Raw genomic sequence first — 17,712 nt, 5'->3', positions numbered from 1 at the left:
ATTATGGTTTAGTATGTAATACATACTATTATTTTTTTATATATTCTCTTTAAATTCTTTCTAAGTGTTCATCTTGATTTTTTATATTTGTGTTCTTTTTATTATTATTTTGATAATTTATTTAAATTTATCTTGATTTCTAATAAAAAAATTTATATCTATTGTAATATTTTAATACAATTTATTAATGATATGGAGATTATTTCTTGACATTCTGCATTATACTTGATTAAGTATTGTTAATATATTTATTTATAAAATTAATTTCGGTAATCTTTATGAAAAAGTTTTCGTTTGCTACTGCTTTTGTTTCTTTCTTGCTTTTGTATAATGTTGATGCTTTTTCAGTAGATGATATGGATCAAGATCATAAAACTCAGAAAAAATTAGTTGATGTTGTAAAAAATAGTGAACATATCAAGCAAGTAAGTTTATATCCATCAATGAAGGGATACCATAAGATAGATGTAGGTGGTAAGATATTGTCTTATGCTTGGTTTACAAATCATTCAAAAAAAATACAAGATCATGGTGTTAAATTAGATGGTATATTGAATATTAAGTCTGTAAATAATAATGCTGATCTTGGAATTTATTATGGTGGTAATTTTCAAGTTGCGATACCTGCTGTGAAAAATAAGAATTTTATTCCTTCAATGAAAGCATACAATAGAGGAGCACAGTTGTTTGTTGAATCTTCTTATGGAAATTTATCATTTGGATATCAAGAAGGTGTTGAGTCAATAATGAAAATAGATGCTTCTAGTATAGGAGCTGGAGATAACAGTGTTGCTTGGCTAGAATATACTGACTTATCAAGTATTAATAGTATTAAATATCACGTATTTCCTGGGTTATATAGTGAAAGTGTGTTTAACAGGAGTAATAGTGATATTATTTCTCAAGATAAAGATTTTATCAATAATTTACCTTTTAGAGTATCTTATCAATCTCCAAGTTTTATGGGTGTAAGGTTTGGTGTTAGTTATGCTCCAACAGGTTATGATACTAGTTTATTTGAAAATGTGAGTTCTCATACTATTAAGAAGTTTAAGTTTCCACCTTTATTAACTGAGGAGATGGTATCAGAATTGAAAGATCCTAATACACTTAATGGTGCACTTGAAAAATTAAGTAGTCCTAGTATTCAAGATGTTGAAGTGGAAAGTATTGTTCCAGCTAAAATTGATTTTGTAGGAGCACACTATGAAAATATTGTAAGTGCTGGATTGTCTTATAGTAATTCTTTTAATGATATTGATTTTTCTGCATCTATTGTTGGAGAGTATGGGTCTAATAGTGCTGATAAGTTAAAAAAATTATATAACACATATTCTTCTGCTGAAGAGTTAGCAGCTTTTGCTGTAGGAACATCTATCACTTATCGTAATGCTGTTTTCGCAGCTTCTTATGGATATTTAGGTAGATCTGGTTATATTAGTGCTATTTATCCTGATACTGTAACTTTTGAACCTGCTAGTAAAAGTGATTATACTTATTATTGGAACATTGGTGCAAAATACATGTACAATAAAGCTTCTGTAAGTACATCTTATTTTAGAAGTAATAAGGTTGGTACTCAATTCTATGATTTTAGTTTAGGAGTTGATTATAATTTATCTGTCAATAGTAATTGTAAAGGACAGTATAAAATTTTTGGAAACTATCATTATTTTAATGTAGATAACAAAAGTAGTAAAATTAAACATGATGGTAATGTAGTATTATTGGGTGTGAAGTATGAATTTTAATATACTGGAATTTTATTGTGTTTTTGTATAATGAATTACTATAATTTATTTGTGTGTAGTATGCGTTAAATTATTACTTAGTTTAATACATACTACTTATTTTTTAGATGTTTTTTATTTCATTATTTGTACTTCTTCTGTGAAATTAGTATTATCTTCTTAGTTTTATATTTTTGATTTTACATGTGTATAAGGTTTTAATATCTGTTTTTACAGTATAAAGTATTGGTAGAAAAATATATGTCTTATTATAAAGGTGTTAGAGAGGTAGTTTTAGATACTGAAACAACAGGATTAGATCCAGATGGTGGAGATAGAATAATAGAGATAGGTTGTGTAGAATTAATAGATCGTGTTTTTACTGGTAAGGTTTTTCATGAATATATTAATCCTGAACGTGATATACCTTATTATGCAACAAAGATTCATGGCATTACTATTGATATGCTAAAAGATAAACCTAAATTTTCAGAGATAGCTGATAAGTTTTTGGAGTTTGTTAATAATAGTGTATTAGTTATTCATAATGCTGGATTTGATATTAAGTTTATTAAGATGGAACTTGATAAGATACAGAAAGATTATGATTCTGACTTTCAAGTTGTTGATACACTTATTTTAGCTAGAAAGAAATTTCCAGGAGTTTCATCTACTTTAGATGCTTTATGTAGAAGATTTAATATTTCTTTACAAGATAGAAAGTTTCATGGTGCATTGTTGGATGCAACTTTGCTGGGAAAAGTATATGTTCAATTGATGGGAGGGTTACAACGATCTTTGGATTTTTCTTATAGTAATAATATAATAGATACTAGTAATATAAATAATCAATGTGAAGATGTAGCTATAGAGCCACGATTTTATGAAGTGAGTGAAGAAGAAATAACACAGCATAAAATGCTGTTAGAAAAGATAAAAAATCCTATTTGGAATAGTGTATTTTATATGAAATCTGACTAATGTTATTGTAGTGTTACATTTTATAATCATTAAATCTATTTAAAATGTTTTATAAAGATTATGTAATCATAGTGTAGATTATTAAATATGTTCAACTAAAAGATAGCTTATGATTACTTAACTTGTAAAGTTTGTAATAATTATTTATATGTTTGTTTATTATATGAAATGTTTTGCTTATGCAAAATGGTTAAATCCTTTACTATTTAATGTAATTATATTTCTATTCTTGTCATAAAGTGTTACAGAATTTCCTGGTGTTATTTCTCCTATTTTGCTTATTTTTATTTTATTTTTATAGGATATTTCTTTTATTAAGGAAGAAAATTGAGGATTGATTGTAAATATTAATTCATAGTCATCTCCTCCAGATAAGATATTATTTATGTATTTGGGTGAGTTAGTTATAATTTCTTGTGCTTCATTTGATAGAGGTATTTTATTTAAGTATATTTCTGCTCCTACTTGTGATGAGTGGCAAATATGTTCAAGATCTTGTATTAATCCATCTGAGATGTCTATACATGAAGATGCAATATTATTAATACTAATGCCTAAGTTAATTCTTGGTTGAGGTATATCATATTTTTTTTTTAAATTATTATAATTTTTATTGATTATTTTTTGGTATATCAGTAATCCAAGTGCTGCATCTCCTATATTTCCGCTTACATAAATAAAATCTCCGATTTTTGCTTCTGATCTTCTCAATATGTTACCATTGCTAGTTCCAAATGCAGTAATGCTAATTATAATTTTATCTTCTTTGTGAGATGTTGTATCACCTCCTAGTAACTTGATATTAAATTTTTTATGTTCTTCTTTTAGACTATTAGTAAAATTTTGCCACCAATCTTGAGTTATATTATGGGGTAAGACTAATCCTAAACAATATCCATAAGGTGTAGATCCCATGGCTGCAATGTCTGATAAATTGGATCTAAGAGCTTTTTTTGCTAATGTAGTTGGATTACAGTTCTTAAAAAAATGTATGCCTTCTATAAGTATGTCTTTTGTTACTAATAATTTATTTGTGTAATCAATAATAGCAGCATCATCTCCTATTAATGAATCATTGTCTAGTTTATATATATAATTTTTAATATATTCAAATTCCTTCATAGTATTGTTTTAAGTATATAATGTATTTTATTTAATTAAAAATATATCATTTGTTATAACATAGTTTATAGTATTAAAGTCTGTTGTTTTTTCAATTTTGAGTAAAATTTTATATTTTTAATCTTTATGTAACTTTATTAATTTTTTTAAAGGTAATGAAAATATGTTAATAAAAGTAGCAAGGTGTTTTATTAAATGTGTATATTATGCAATGGTTGATATGGTAAAGCATGATGGTATAGAACATGCTGGATATTTGTCATTTATTATATTGTTATCAATATTTCCTTTTTTAGTATTTTTGATGGCATTAGTATCAAATGTAGCTCAATTGTTGAATTACTATGATATTAGCATTAGTGAAAAGTTAATTCTGTTAATTAATGATAATGTACCTAGTGAAATTATTTCAGGGATTATGCCAAGAATTCAAGAAATAATATCAGGACCTCCTCACAGTTTATTAACGTTGGCAATTATAGGAACAGTGTGGACTTCTTCATCTGCTGTAGAAGGGATAAGAACTATCTTGAATAAGGCATATAGAGTTTCTAGTCCACCTTCTTATATTTTTCGTAGATTATTAAGTATTTTTCAATTTTTGATGATTACAGTAACAATAACTATTGCTATGGTATCTATAATTTTACTGCCCGTTATTTATGAAATGTTAGATAGAAATTTAGCATATTTTAAATATGCAATTAGTGAATTAATGTTATTTACATCTATTACTTTATTATATTTTATTGTACCGAATATTAAGCAAAATTTAATAAATGTAGTACCTGGTGCAATGTTAGTTACTTTTTTATGGACATGTTCATCTTTTGTTTTTACTTGGTATATAAAAACGTTTCAGCAATTAAACATAATATATGGTAGTTTGGCTGGCATTATTGCATCCTTATTGTTTTTTTATATTTTAAGTATATTTTTTATATATGGAGCAGAGTTCAATTATAGATTAAAACATGCACTTATGTATAATTTAATGATATAAATAATATATGTAAATAAGAGATTAAAGTTAAATATTTGTACGACATTATGAAATTACTATAATGTCGTACTTAGTATCTTCATATAATTAGCTAGCTTCTATATATCTTAATAATTTGTTTAATATTGGTGATTAGGAGTTCTGCTCAATGGAGTATGATCATTACTATCCGTTAATTCTGGATTTGGTGTTTGTTCTGTTGTATTTGGTTGTAGGAATATTGGTAATGCACGTGATCCTAGTAAAGAACCTATTGCTATTAAAGAAAATATTGCAGTGGCTGCTAATAAAGCTAATGAGCTTCCAATTGATGGGTCTGTGCCGGGGATTTTTGCATTAGATAACATACCAACTATTGTAATTCCCGTAGCTACTCCAGAGAATAATGCCATTACAGTAGAAAATGCACCAATTGTGTTAAGAAGTGCAGATTGGAATTTGCTGTTTTTCATGTTTATTAACCTATAAATTAATTATTTAATCTAATGTTAATTAATAACAAATGAAAAATCAAGAGAATATATTAATTTAGCTAAATATATTATTAAAATTTTGTAACTTATTTATTGAAAAATTTATATTCTTTTATATATTTTTGTTTAGTATAAGATAGTGATTCTGCTATATGGTTGTATGATATAGATTCTGATAAAGCTAGGTCAGCTATAGTCCTAGCAACTTTGAGAATTTTTATATATTCTCTTGCAGATGTACTTTTTTCTTGTAGTACATTTCTAAGAAGCTGCATTCCAGATTTATCTGGTATTAAAAATTTTGTTACCATATTTTCTGATATTGTTGCGTTACTAAAAAGGTTACCATAGCGAATTTTTTGTAATTTTTGTGCGATAATGACACGTTCTTTTATTGTTTTTGAGTTTTCTGATGTTTTGTAATTATCGTATAATAGCATGTTTACATATGGTACTTCTATATGTATATCTATTCTGTCATTTAATGGTCCAGAAATTTTATTTTGGTATTCAATTGCACATTTAGGTGCTTTAGAACATGCTTTTGATGAATCACCAAAGTAACCACATCTACATGGATTCATTGCTGCTATTAGTTGAAAATTTGCTGGATATTTTATGTTAATATTTGCTCTTGATATTAAGATTTCTTTATTTTCTAATGGTTGTCTTAAAGCATCTAATACTGATCTTGAAAATTCTGGTAACTCATCTAGAAATAATATACCTTGATGAGCTAATGTAATTTCTCCTGGCTTTACATTTTTTCCTCCTCCTACCATAGCTGCTATTGATAATGAACTGTGTGGATCACGAAAAGGACGTGTGGTTGATATTGAGTTATTACATTTTTTTGTGATACTCTTTATAGTATTTATTTCTATTATTTGTTTATAGGTTAAATCTGGTAATATTCCAGGTAATCTTTTTGCTATCATTGATTTTCCAGTTCCTGGTGGGCCTACCATTAATACATTGTGGCCTCCAGCTGCAGCAATTTCTAATGCTCTTTTTGCAATAGATTGTCCTTTTACATCTTTCATATCCAAGTATTCTGGATTTTCTATGAGTAATTTGTTACTTGGAGTTGGTATAGTCTCATTTTTATTAAAATAATTTATCAGTGATGTAAGATGTCTAGGTGATAGTATTGAAATGTTTTTGATTAGTGATGCTTCTTCTCCATTATTATAAGGACATATTATTCCAATTTTTTGATTTTGTGCACTTATAGCAGCTGGTAATACTCCTGAAACTGAAGTTATTGAAGCGTCAAGTGCTAATTCTCCTAATATGATATATGGCAAATCATTTATTTTTGGTATTATTCCAATTGTCATAAGTAATCCTACAGCGATAGGTAAATCATAATGACTTCCTTCTTTAAACAAATCTGCAGGAGATAAATTTATAGTAATTCTTTGCGATGGCAATGATAAATTGATTGAATTTAATGCTGCTCTGATACGTTCACGAGATTCAGCTATTGCTTTATCTGGTAATCCGACAATATTAAATGCTGGTATACCCTTTGCAATGTGTATTTGTACTTCAACATTTATTGTATTTATTCCATAGAATGCTACACTTTTTACTTGTGCTATCATAATGTATTTAGTGATTTAATTAATATGATATGTTATTATGATATTTAATTAATTTTTTAATAATTAATAACAACTTTATATATCTATTGTTAATTATGTAAAGTAGTTTTTGCTGTTTATAGAAAATTTTAATAATATTTATTAGTTATTTATATCATTAAATGCAGCACTGTTGATATATTGCATTTGTTTAAATCTATTGAAAATCTTTTTTAAATCCTAAGCCTACTAAATATATTTCTGATGAATCTTTTCTACTTGCTTTTGGTTTGAAATATTTTACTAATTTAAAATTAGATTTCATTGATTGATAGAATTCTTTTTCATATTCTCCTTGTAAAATTTTAGTAATAAATGTTCCATTTTCTCTTGCAAATTTTATTACTATATCTAATGACATTTCACATAAATTAATTATGTTTGCATGATCAACTTGTTTATTTCCACATGCCTTTGGTGCCATGTCTGATAAAATAACATCAAATTTTTTATTGTGGAATTTGTCATTTAATATTTCTATTTCATTTGAAATATCGCATTTAATAAATATAACATTAGGAATTGCATCCATATTCTGGATGTCTACAGAGAATACTAAATTATTATTGCCATGTGAAACTTTTTGCGCTGCAAATTGAGACCATCCTCCAGGGAATGAACCTAGGTCAAGTACATATTGTCCTTTTTTAAATATAGAAAACTTGTTGTCCATTTCTATAAGTTTGAATGCAGACCTGGATCTATAGCCTTGTTTTTTTGCTAATGCAACGTAAGGATCATTTAATTGCCTATGTAGCCACCTTGTGGAAGAAATTTTACGTCCTTTAGCAGTTTTTACAATAGTAGATATATGCTTATATTTATTACATTAAAGTAAAATGATAAGTTATTTTTATTGAATAACAAGAATTATTTTATTGATATAATATGTATTCTTGATAGGATATTAATTGAGTGTTTTTTTTCCGGAGCGTAGCGCAGCCTGGTAGCGCACTTGGTTTGGGACCAAGTGGTCGGGAGTTCAAATCTCTCCGCTCCGACCATTTCTTTCTTGATTATTTATGTTGTAGTAACATATTTTATTAATCTTGTCCTGTTTGATATGTTACTATGTAGTGTAGTTTGTTATAGCAATGAGTCATTTTTGAAAAATTACATAGTTAATATATAATTTTTGATGTAGTATAAAAATATATTGTGCTGTCTTATATGTCAGTTATTTTAATTTGATGTTTATAGTAAGTGATATCTTAGTTTTTTTAGTTAATATGTGATGATTTATAATATTCTTGATGTTATATAATGTGCATTACTTATCACTGAAGTAGCATATCTAATCTGTATTTAGGAGGAATTTATATAATAAAAGCTATATTAGTTTTTTGAGGAATTACATGTTGATGGAAAGTTTTTACTATATGTGAATAAATCATGAGAATTGTACATAAATAATTTCTACATTGGTTTTTCTTAAATTGTATGTATTAATAATAAGCATATTTTTATATAAAGTATAAATGTGAGGAATTATATAACAATTATATTAGTTATTGGTGATTGTAATTTATGATAAGTAGTAACTAAAGTTTAAAATAAGCTAATTAATTGTAATACATGCTGTATTTAAATGTGCTGATATATAAAAATGCACTTTGTAACTGTTAATGAAAATCATGATCATATTGATTACCGTGTTGTGTAACTGGTGTGGGGCTAGGAGATCTGTCATGGTGATATTCTGGTTCTTGCTGTAATGCAACATCGTCAAGTCCATGACCTGCAGCAGCAGCAACATCTTGATCTGCATGAGGATAATTATCTTGAGCGTATGGGTCATCAGGATGTACAAGTTGCATAGCATCTGGATCGTCTCCTCCAGCAGCAGCTCCATCATCTGCGCCGCCTCCAGCATCACCGGCAGTAGCATCCCCTGGTTGTGGATCTGGTAGTAATTTGGGCAATCCAAAAATATTTTTTTGCATTTCAGATCCAAGAACTATTGTGGTTGGTAAACTCATACCCAAACAAGTAACAGAGGCAGATATATTTCCAGTCACGCTATCAAGGTAGCATGGTACATTTTTATAAAACCAAGTAAGAAATACAAACACTGAAAAAACAGTTTCTTCATCTTCTTGTGATGTACCAGCAGATTGCTGTTGATGTAAGTAGGATTGTAAAGCAGATACATTTATTCCACCACCTTCATTGCCTTCCATAGTATAATCACTGTATTAAATAATTTTAATCTATGATTATATTGTATAATTGTAAATATATTTTTAATAAGTGCATTTATTTAAACAAGGCTAATATTAATTCAACATATAAAAAATTAGTTAGCTATATAATTAAAGTGAAATTTATTATTGAATTGTTAGAAAAGTATTTCCAGGTGATTATTAAGAATATTAAATGTTAGTCTTGTAAGTCTATAAGTTTAATTATTTCATCTCTATATTTTATTAATGTTATATTTTTTTCTGTTAGGAAATGTTTTTTTAAAAAATATCCTGTTACATTGAGGCTTACTTTAAAATCTGTTTTAGAATACTTGTAAGTATAGTTATTATATACATTGTATAATAGTGGAGGTAAAGGTAATAAGCTTTTTTTGTATGGTAATCCAACGGTTTGTGATATTGCTTTTCCAGTTTTTGGTGAAATGAATATTAGGTTTTCATTTGTATTATTTACTGCACATTGTGATAAATCTAATCCAAATCCTAGTTCTGATAGTAAGGTTAATTCTAATGTAAGATATTTGATTTGCCAGTTAACATCCTTATTTTGTACTGAATTCATGAAAATATCTAAATGATTGTAGATGGTATAATTTTCTTCATTTTCTGGTAATACTTGGTCTAGTATGGAAGTAAAGAAAGCTATACACATTGTTTTAAGGTTGTTGTGTATGTAATGATGTAAAGTTGATTTAATAATTTCGTATTTAAAGTAGCCTAAATTACTTATTAATTTTGCACTCCATGTTACATTAACATGATCTCCTATTTGTAATCTGTGGATTGTTTTTTTTTGATATCTTGCTAATCCTTTCTTTAGTCCATGTTTTTGTGTAAAAATAGAAATTATGATTTGATCGTCACCATATTTTCTTATTGCAATGACTATTCCTTGGTCTTGCCATCTCACACTAAAACTCATTTGATTATAATGGATATATTATCATACATGTGAAAGTAAAATTTAGAAGATATAAATCTGTTGTAATCTAGTAGGTTTATTAATATCTAAATATAGTATTAGATAAATTATTTGGTGTAGTATAATTAGTATAAAATTACTTATAATTAAATTATATTTTTTAATATTTATGATCTTTTAAAAATATTTTAATGCTTTATGTTCATAGTTAATAATTTAATGATTATTTTAATTTTTATTAAGCTATGAATCAATAAAATATTATATTGCTTGCTTTTAATATTGTTAGAAAGCTGTATAATGTGGTGAAAATTATAAGAGAATAATATAAATGAATTTAATTAATACTATTAAAGATTGTATAGTTGAAAGATTGCATGTGTTGAATGCTAAAAAATTAATAATATTAGATGATGTCATATTGAGTAAGTTAGTAGTTGATTATCCTAATAATCATGATTATGGTGACTTATATACTAATGCTGCTTTAATTTTAAGCAAGTATGTTAAAAAAGATCCATTGGATGTTGCAGAAATATTGCTACGTGAACTCTCTAATATTAAAGAAATATCCAATATTAGTGTTGTAAAGCCAGGCTTTATCAATTTCAACCTCTCTCTTTATGTTTGGTATGAAGTAATATCTTCTATTAATATGTTAAAGGAAGATTTTGCTAATGTTAATATAGGAAATGGACGTAAAGTTAATATAGAGTTTGTTTCTGCTAATCCTACTGGGCCAATGCATATAGGTCATGCTCGTGGTGCTATATTTGGTGATGTATTAGCAAATTTATTGACAAAAGTAGGGTATCAAGTTGTTAGGGAGTATTACATTAATGATGCTGGTACACAAATAGATGTGTTAGTTGAATCTGTATATTTAAGATATAAAGAAGCTGCTGGTCAGGATATTGTTATAGGTAGTGGATTGTATCCAGGATTATATTTAAAGGAGATAGGTCAGCTTTTGTATGAGAAGTATGGTACAGACTTGTTAGAAATGAATTCTGCTCAGAAAATGAAGATTATACGTGATATATCTCTTAAACATCTTCTTGATCTTATAAAACAGGATCTAGTGTTGTTGGGAATTAAACACGATGTTTTTACATCAGAAGCGGAACTATTAAGGAATAATGTTGTAGAAAAATGTGTTAAGCTTTTGGAAGATAAAAAACTGATATATTATGGGGTATTAGATCAACCAAAGGGAACGGAAAATAACAATTGGCAGCCTAGGAAGCAAATGTTATTTAAATCTACTGATTTTGGAGATGATGTAGATAGAGCGTTACAAAAAGTTGATGGTAGTTGGACTTATTTTGCAAGTGATATAGCATATCATTTTGATAAAATCTCACGTGGTTTTCAACATATGATATTGGAATTAGGATCTGATCATATTGGGTATGTAAAAAGATTGAAAGCTGCTGTGAAAGCATTAAGTGATAATACTGCTACTATAGATATAAAGTTACATAATATTGTGAATTTCCTTAACAATGGGGTTCAAGTAAAGATGTCAAAAAGATCTGGAGAGTTTCTTACTATCAAAGATGTTATAGAAGAGGTTGGTATAGATGTAGTAAGATTTATCATGTTGACTCGTAAGAGTGATGCAGTTTTGGATTTTGATTTTGTTAAAGTAGTTGAGCAATCTAAAAACAATCCAATATTTTATGTGCAGTATGCTCATGCTCGTGTTTGTTCATTAATGCGTAATGCTCCAAACATTTTAAAAATAGAAGATACTGATTTTTCTGTATTGTCTTCAAAAGAGGAAATATTATTAATTAAATTATTAGCAAAATGGTCAAATGTAATTGAACTATCTGCAAAAACTGCAGAGCCACATCGTATAACTTTTTATTTAATAGAAGTTGCTGAAACTTTTCATATGTTATGGGGGTATGGAAATAAGGATGTGAATAGACGTTTTATAATAGATGATGATATAAATCTTACGTCTGCGAGGATATATTTAGCTAGGGCTGTAGCATATGTTATTAGTAGTGGATTAAAGATATTTTCTATAGTTCCTTTAGAGGAGATGAAATAGCATGTATACTTAATTTTTGTATGTGAAAATGTATTTAAGATATATTAACATTGAGATTTGATACATAAACTACAGCTACTGCTGACAATACTATCAATGCTGCGAAAAAGTGAAGCAGAAAATAAACAGTGATTTCTACATCTATATTTCAAGAATATAAGTCAGTTTGTATTGCTTGATAATTCATAATTTGAGAAGCAACTAATCTGAAAATTATTTATTATACAACACCTGATATGTAGAAGTTTTTCACAAAGTTATATAATAAAATATGTTTTTTATCAATTTAGGTTTTTGAAATTTATTTACACAATATTGTGTTAGTAACTATATTGAATAATTATAGTATTATTTTAAATATGAGATTCAATTAATTGAAAATGTGTGTTTTTAATAGTAAAAATGTAAGTATAATTTTCTAGAAATGCATAATGTATTTATTATCACCAGTAACTTGGTCTACTATTACCTGTTCAAGCTGTGTATCTCTGTAGTCAGTGTGAAATAACTCTCCTGCCATATTGAAAAAATCAAGCCTATATGTACGAGGTGTAGCAGTATTGGACACAAATTTCATGTAATTTCTAAAATTATGGAACAGAGTAAGTGTATTTTCTTCAACTGGTTTGTTATTATATAAAGTACCACCCGATATAAGTGCTTGGCTATCCAGCACTATACCTCTGTTTCCCAATTCTCCTAATGAATTAGATTCTAAAGCAAGAATTATAAATGGAGTGTTCTCCTCCCCCCCCCCCCCTAGTTGTACCATATAAACAGTATATGATTTTGGGTGAACTTGTATTACTTATAATACAATATTTATTAAACATTGATCCATACAGCTCATTTAAAGGTACATCATCACCTGGACGTGTCACATTTGTTGTAAAATCAATGGCAGGATAATCTATTCTATATGCATCTTGTGATTTATCGTAAGTACACACATGTGCAGGATATAAGATAGGTACGTTCCCTTCAAAGAGTAATATTAATTCCATATATTTTGGTTAGTTAACACACCATTTTAGTGTACCATAGTTGTATTGAAAATGTCAATTTTTACCAATATTATTAAGGTTTTATCTTTAAAATTTATTTTAATTAATATAACATTAAGTATGATTCATGATATAGTCGAGTATTGCATAAATGATCTACATTAACTAATTGTAAAATAGTACACTTACATTTGTAAATAACTTACCTCTATCATTGAAAAACCAAGTAGCGTTTATACTTTTGAAAATTTCTGTATTTTAACATAATATATCCTTCTATAGTGGAAGGAATATTTTAATAGTGTGATGCTGATGAAAGTAGTGCTGTTAGTGATGAAAGAGGAAAAATATTAATTACCTGTCGTTAAACAGATGTACTTTCTTACCATTAGCAGGTGTAATATCAGAGTCATTAGAATTCTAATATAAATGCTTAGTCTGATATATCTGAGCTGAAAAAGCTGTACGTTTAAGTGTATTATCATCACATATTAAACAGTTTATAGAAGGAGATTTAGCTCTCTGATGTTGCTAAAGAAGAGTATTGCAACACCGTAATAAGGTATTGTGTAAAGTAATGATGGAAATCAGTATAATAATGATAAGAAATATTATAATGGTGTAACAGTTATTTTATAGTGGTTAAAAATATTTCTACTGTTGAAAAATTGTGCATTTTCAGCATTTAAGTTGGTATATGACCAGACTCACTTAAACATCATAGCGAGTTTTTTGTGTACTATATATGTTGCTCCGTTTGTTTCAGTATTGTTGCAATTACCTAATGAGACAATTGTAGAAAAAAGTGTATCTGACAAATGAATTGCTAAAAAAGATGTAGTGATATTAGAACAGAGTATTATGTAAAGTAATGGTGATAGAAAATCTAATGATTGTGATGGAAAAATTAATATATTACATTCAAAAAAATAGTTTTAAAATTGTGGTTGATAATTTTATTAATTAGTGTCTGGATAATACATTTAAATGCATGTCATATGAAATATAATTATTAGTTTTATGAAAATTTTAATTTGTTAAAGTAGAATATACTTTTGTAACATAAGAAATGTTTTGTGTGGCTGTAAATAGAATTCTTAAATTGTGTTTTAAATGAATTTTAGTTTTTTTAAGTATGTGATTTTTTTAAAAATACAGATACTTCTTTATCTTTCATTGTAGTTTTGTAATACTCATTAATGTCTTGAATATCTGAAATTTCTTCATGTATAGCGAATGATGTAGATAAAGTTTGTTGAATTATGTATTGAGACCATGTTTTAATAGAATCTTTTACTATATTATCTTTAGTATGTATAATTACATCTATTTTGTCAGAAATGTTGAATTTATTATCTTTTCTAGAGTGTTGTATTGTTCTTATTATGTCTCTTGCTATACCTTCCATTATTAACTCATTAGAAAGTTCATTATCTAATAATACTACACCAAGTAAATGTTGATCTAAATTAATAGTGCATGCAAAATCATTGTGAACTTTGAGAGCTAAAGTATATTCATTATTATTTATAACATAATGTTCTGCTTCTATTGTTCCAAGTAACAATTTGTCATTTTCTAATATTTTCCATTGATCATTTTTTAATAAAAATATTAAACGTTTAACTTTGTCGGGTATTCTTTTTCCAAGTTCTGGAAAATTTAGCTTTAATTGAAATGATGCTATATCAGATATGTCAGATTTGAATGATATACTTTTTACATTTACTTCTTCCAATAAAATGTTTTGATATTCTGCTGGTAGATTTAATAAATCTGGGCAATTATGACTGTATATTACTATTTTATTAAGAGGTTGTCTAATTCTAATATTATGAGTGCTTCTAATGGATAATACATAATTACATATACATGTTATTAATTTCATGTATTGAATATTTTGTTTATCTTCATTGTTTAATATGAAGTTACTTATGTTTGGTAGTGATGATAAATGTACAGATTCTTCCTTTTGAAAGTTTAATCTTTGCCAGATTGCTTCAGTGATAATAGGTAAAAATGGAGCGGAAACTTTTATCATATAGTATATAACAGTATATAATGTGTTATAAGCATCTTGCTTATCTTGTGTTATTTCTGATGACCAAAATCTGCTTCTGCATCTTCTTATGTACCAGTTATTTAATATTTCAAAGAATTTGGTAATATTATTACATGCTAATTTTATGTTGTATCCTAGATTGTTAGAACATTGGTCTAATTCTTCCATAGCGTTAAATATAGAATGTATTGTATTTATACATTCGCATATTATGTACCTATCCATAATGTTACTTAATTCATTAAGCTCTGTAATTATTTCTGCTGTTATATGGTCTATATTAGCATAGATAGTAAAAAAGTTATAGCTATTCCATATTGGTTTGATTACATTACGTAGTACATCTTTTATCATAACTCCTTCTTTATCTAATAGTAAATCTCCACCGTATAATACAGTATGAGATAGCATTAGAAATCGCATAGCATCAGAACCATATTGGTTGAATATTTCCATTGGATCTGCATAATTATTAAGTCTTTTTGATAATTTTTGTCCTTGTGTATCTAATACTACACCATGACATATACAATTTATAAATGGTGGCTTATTAAATAATGCTGTAGATAATATAAATAATGTGTAAAACCATCCTCTGGTTTGTGCTATGTATTCAGTGATAAAATCTGCTGGAAAATAATTTTCAAAGAATTCTTTGTTTTCAAATGGATAGTGAAGTTGTGCATATGGCATTGATCCAGATTCAAACCAGCAATCAAATACGTCACTAACACGTCTCATCATTGATTTTCCAGTTGGATCATCTGGATTGGGACGTACTAAATTGTCAATGTATGGACGATGTAAGTCATTGATAGATGATATATCAAAATCTTCCTCTAATGCCTTGACATTATTAAATACTTTTCTTATTGATCCATATACATCAATTCTTGGATAATTAGGATTATCTGATTTCCATACTGGTAAAGGGGTACCCCAAAATCTGTTACGTGATATTGCCCAATCTTTAGCATTTTCAAGCCATTTACCAAATTGTCCATTACAAATATGATTAGGTATCCAATTTACTGTTTTGTTGAGCTCTATCATTTTATCTTTTATTTTTGTAACCTCAACATACCAAGACGACATAGCCCTGTATATCAGCGGAGTGTCTGTGCGCCAACAATGTGGATAGTTGTGTAAATATTGATCTATCTTAAAACAAAGGTTTTTTTGTTTTAAGATATTGATAATTTGATCATTTGTATCAAATACGTGCATGTTTTTGAAATCTGATATCTTATCAGTAAACTTTGCTCCATCATCTATTGGACAAATAATTGATAATAAATTAGATGTATCTCCTTCAATATGTGGAATATCTTGCATTTTGCATAATATAAAGTCATCTTCTCCAAATCCTGGCGCAATGTGTACTATGCCGGTACCTTCTCCTTCTACTACAAAGTCTGCTGTTAAGATTTTAAATGCATTCTTTACATCAGCAAAGTATTTAAATAGAGGTTTATAATGCAAATCTTCTAAATTAACAGATGAGATATCTTGATTGTATAATTGATATTCAATATTATTTTTTTTGCAATGCTCTTGAAAGATTTTTAAATATCCTGTAGCAAAAATCAACATCTCATGCTTAATAATGGCTCCACAATATTTAATATTCTTACTGATAGCTAAAGCAAGATTACAAGGTAGAGTCCATGGAGTAGTAGTCCAGACTAAAATTTTATAAGTTTTTACGTTTTCTACTGTGATAAATTTTGGACTTTCCAGTAATTCAAATGCTACAGTAACAGTTTTACTTGTTTTTTCTCTATAAGCATTGTCCATTCTGGTTTCAAAGTTTGATAGAGGTGTTTGGCATGCCCAACTATATGGTACTATTTTTATAGATTCATATATTAGTCCTTTATTCCATAATTCATGAAATGACCATATTATTGATTCCATAAAAGATGAATTCATTGTTTTATAGTCATTTTCAAAATCTACCCATCTTGCTTGCCTATCTACATATTGTTTCCATTCCTTTGAGAATTTCATTACAGAATTACGGCAATGATTATTAAATTTTTCTATGCCAAATTTTTCTATTGCTAGCTTTCCTGAAATTCCTAATTCTTTTTCTGACAGCATTTCAGCAGGTAACCCATGACAATCCCATCCAAATCTTCTTTCTACTTTAAATCCAGCCATTGTTTTGTAGCGAGCTACAGTATCTTTGATAAATCCAGTTAATAAATGTCCGTAATGAGGTAATCCATTTGCAAAAGGTGGGCCATCGTAAAAGATAAATCTTTTGTTTTCATCTCTGTTATCTACAGATTTTTTAAAAATGTTATTTTCTTGCCAAAATTTTAAAACATTTTCTTCTATTGATGGGAAATCAGGTTCTCCTGTTAGTTGTGAATAGTGTTCTGTCATAGTGTTTATTATCAAACTTAGATATTTTACTATACACATATTTATCCAAGCTGCAATCACAGTTGTATAAAATTATGTAAAAATTATTGACTCTTATTAATATTCATAGCAT

General features: G+C 27.5%; 13 protein-coding genes and 1 tRNA gene. 5 read left to right on the top strand and 9 right to left on the bottom strand.

Features of this window, described 5'->3' with window-relative positions:
• Positions 1 to 278 precede the first annotated feature (278 nt).
• The gene (locus ECAJ_RS02630; RefSeq protein ID WP_011304621.1) at positions 279 to 1,751 is read left to right on the top strand and encodes a hypothetical protein; all 1,473 of its coding nucleotides are present in this window, start codon (positions 279 to 281) and stop codon (positions 1,749 to 1,751) included.
• Positions 1,752 to 1,991: 240 nt separating this feature from the next.
• Positions 1,992 to 2,711 (top strand): DNA polymerase III subunit epsilon, encoded by a 720-nt coding sequence (gene dnaQ / locus ECAJ_RS02625; RefSeq protein ID WP_011304620.1) that lies wholly within the window; start codon positions 1,992 to 1,994, stop codon positions 2,709 to 2,711.
• 177 nt (positions 2,712 to 2,888) lie between these two features.
• On the opposite strand, the gene thiL is transcribed toward dnaQ, so the two are convergent.
• The gene (gene thiL, locus ECAJ_RS02620; protein WP_011304619.1) at positions 2,889 to 3,833 is read right to left on the bottom strand and encodes a thiamine-phosphate kinase; all 945 of its coding nucleotides are present in this window, start codon (positions 3,831 to 3,833) and stop codon (positions 2,889 to 2,891) included.
• Between the two features lie 163 nt (positions 3,834 to 3,996).
• On the opposite strand from thiL, the gene ECAJ_RS02615 reads away from it, so the two are divergent.
• Positions 3,997 to 4,836 (top strand): YihY/virulence factor BrkB family protein, encoded by an 840-nt coding sequence (locus ECAJ_RS02615; protein WP_011304618.1) that lies wholly within the window; start codon positions 3,997 to 3,999, stop codon positions 4,834 to 4,836.
• A gap of 119 nt (positions 4,837 to 4,955) precedes the next feature.
• Here ECAJ_RS02615 and ECAJ_RS02610 read toward each other — a convergent pair whose 3' ends face one another.
• From ECAJ_RS02610 to ECAJ_RS02600, 3 genes are all read right to left on the bottom strand, one after another.
• Complete coding sequence (locus ECAJ_RS02610; RefSeq protein ID WP_011304617.1) at positions 4,956 to 5,288, bottom strand: hypothetical protein; 333 nt, start codon at positions 5,286 to 5,288, stop codon at positions 4,956 to 4,958.
• 107 nt (positions 5,289 to 5,395) lie between these two features.
• Entirely contained in the window at positions 5,396 to 6,916 is a 1,521-nt protein-coding gene (locus tag ECAJ_RS02605) for a YifB family Mg chelatase-like AAA ATPase (RefSeq protein ID WP_011304616.1), read from the bottom strand.
• A gap of 196 nt (positions 6,917 to 7,112) precedes the next feature.
• Positions 7,113 to 7,730 carry an RlmE family RNA methyltransferase gene (locus ECAJ_RS02600; protein WP_081425138.1) on the bottom strand — a complete coding sequence of 206 codons (618 nt, stop codon included), beginning with the start codon at positions 7,728 to 7,730 and terminating at the stop codon, positions 7,113 to 7,115.
• Positions 7,731 to 7,882: 152 nt separating this feature from the next.
• Between ECAJ_RS02600 and ECAJ_RS02595 the strand changes: the two genes are divergently transcribed.
• Positions 7,883 to 7,959, top strand: a tRNA-Pro gene (locus ECAJ_RS02595).
• Between the two features lie 618 nt (positions 7,960 to 8,577).
• Here the strand turns inward: ECAJ_RS02595 and ECAJ_RS02590 are convergent.
• Positions 8,578 to 9,135 (bottom strand): hypothetical protein, encoded by a 558-nt coding sequence (locus ECAJ_RS02590; protein ID WP_011304614.1) that lies wholly within the window; start codon positions 9,133 to 9,135, stop codon positions 8,578 to 8,580.
• A gap of 199 nt (positions 9,136 to 9,334) precedes the next feature.
• The gene (gene recO, locus ECAJ_RS02585; protein WP_011304613.1) at positions 9,335 to 10,069 is read right to left on the bottom strand and encodes a DNA repair protein RecO; all 735 of its coding nucleotides are present in this window, start codon (positions 10,067 to 10,069) and stop codon (positions 9,335 to 9,337) included.
• A 343-nt stretch (positions 10,070 to 10,412) separates the two neighbouring features.
• Between recO and argS the strand changes: the two genes are divergently transcribed.
• Positions 10,413 to 12,143 carry an arginine--tRNA ligase gene (gene argS, locus ECAJ_RS02580; RefSeq protein WP_011304612.1) on the top strand — a complete coding sequence of 577 codons (1,731 nt, stop codon included), beginning with the start codon at positions 10,413 to 10,415 and terminating at the stop codon, positions 12,141 to 12,143.
• Positions 12,144 to 12,561: 418 nt separating this feature from the next.
• Here the strand turns inward: argS and ECAJ_RS02575 are convergent, their stop codons facing one another.
• The 3 genes from ECAJ_RS02575 to ileS all read right to left on the bottom strand — a co-directional run bounded on the left by ECAJ_RS02575 (position 12,562) and on the right by ileS (position 17,600).
• A complete protein-coding gene (locus tag ECAJ_RS02575) occupies positions 12,562 to 12,915 on the bottom strand; it encodes a hypothetical protein (protein WP_052278602.1) in 354 nt (117 codons plus the stop codon).
• On the bottom strand, positions 12,851 to 13,147 hold the full coding sequence (locus ECAJ_RS05035) for a hypothetical protein (RefSeq protein WP_011304611.1): 297 nt from the start codon (positions 13,145 to 13,147) through the stop codon (positions 12,851 to 12,853). Before ECAJ_RS05035 ends, ECAJ_RS02575 begins: the two co-directional genes overlap by 65 nt.
• A 1,129-nt stretch (positions 13,148 to 14,276) precedes the next feature.
• Positions 14,277 to 17,600, bottom strand: coding sequence for an isoleucine--tRNA ligase (gene ileS, locus ECAJ_RS02570; protein WP_011304610.1), 3,324 nt, complete (start codon positions 17,598 to 17,600; stop codon positions 14,277 to 14,279).
• Positions 17,601 to 17,712 lie beyond the last annotated feature (112 nt).

This window comes from Ehrlichia canis str. Jake, assembly GCF_000012565.1.
GTDB classification, from domain to species: Bacteria; Pseudomonadota; Alphaproteobacteria; order Rickettsiales; family Anaplasmataceae; genus Ehrlichia; species Ehrlichia canis.
The sequence above is the reverse complement of the archived record's forward strand: the minus strand, read 5'-3'. Positions and strand labels throughout refer to the sequence as shown.

Coding starts and splice junctions, on each gene's coding strand:
- ECAJ_RS02590 (WP_011304614.1), bottom strand. CDS start 9,135: ATGGAAGGCAATGAAGGTGGTGGAATAAATGTATCTGCTTTACAATCC.
- ECAJ_RS02615 (WP_011304618.1), top strand. CDS start 3,997: ATGTTAATAAAAGTAGCAAGGTGTTTTATTAAATGTGTATATTATGCA.
- ECAJ_RS05035 (WP_011304611.1), bottom strand. CDS start 13,147: ATGGAATTAATATTACTCTTTGAAGGGAACGTACCTATCTTATATCCT.
- thiL (WP_011304619.1), bottom strand. CDS start 3,833: ATGAAGGAATTTGAATATATTAAAAATTATATATATAAACTAGACAAT.
- ECAJ_RS02630 (WP_011304621.1), top strand. CDS start 279: ATGAAAAAGTTTTCGTTTGCTACTGCTTTTGTTTCTTTCTTGCTTTTG.
- ECAJ_RS02610 (WP_011304617.1), bottom strand. CDS start 5,288: ATGAAAAACAGCAAATTCCAATCTGCACTTCTTAACACAATTGGTGCA.
- argS (WP_011304612.1), top strand. CDS start 10,413: ATGAATTTAATTAATACTATTAAAGATTGTATAGTTGAAAGATTGCAT.
- ileS (WP_011304610.1), bottom strand. CDS start 17,600: ATGACAGAACACTATTCACAACTAACAGGAGAACCTGATTTCCCATCA.
- ECAJ_RS02575 (WP_052278602.1), bottom strand. CDS start 12,915: ATGGTACAACTAGGGGGGGGGGGGGAGGAGAACACTCCATTTATAATT.
- ECAJ_RS02605 (WP_011304616.1), bottom strand. CDS start 6,916: ATGATAGCACAAGTAAAAAGTGTAGCATTCTATGGAATAAATACAATA.
- dnaQ (WP_011304620.1), top strand. CDS start 1,992: ATGTCTTATTATAAAGGTGTTAGAGAGGTAGTTTTAGATACTGAAACA.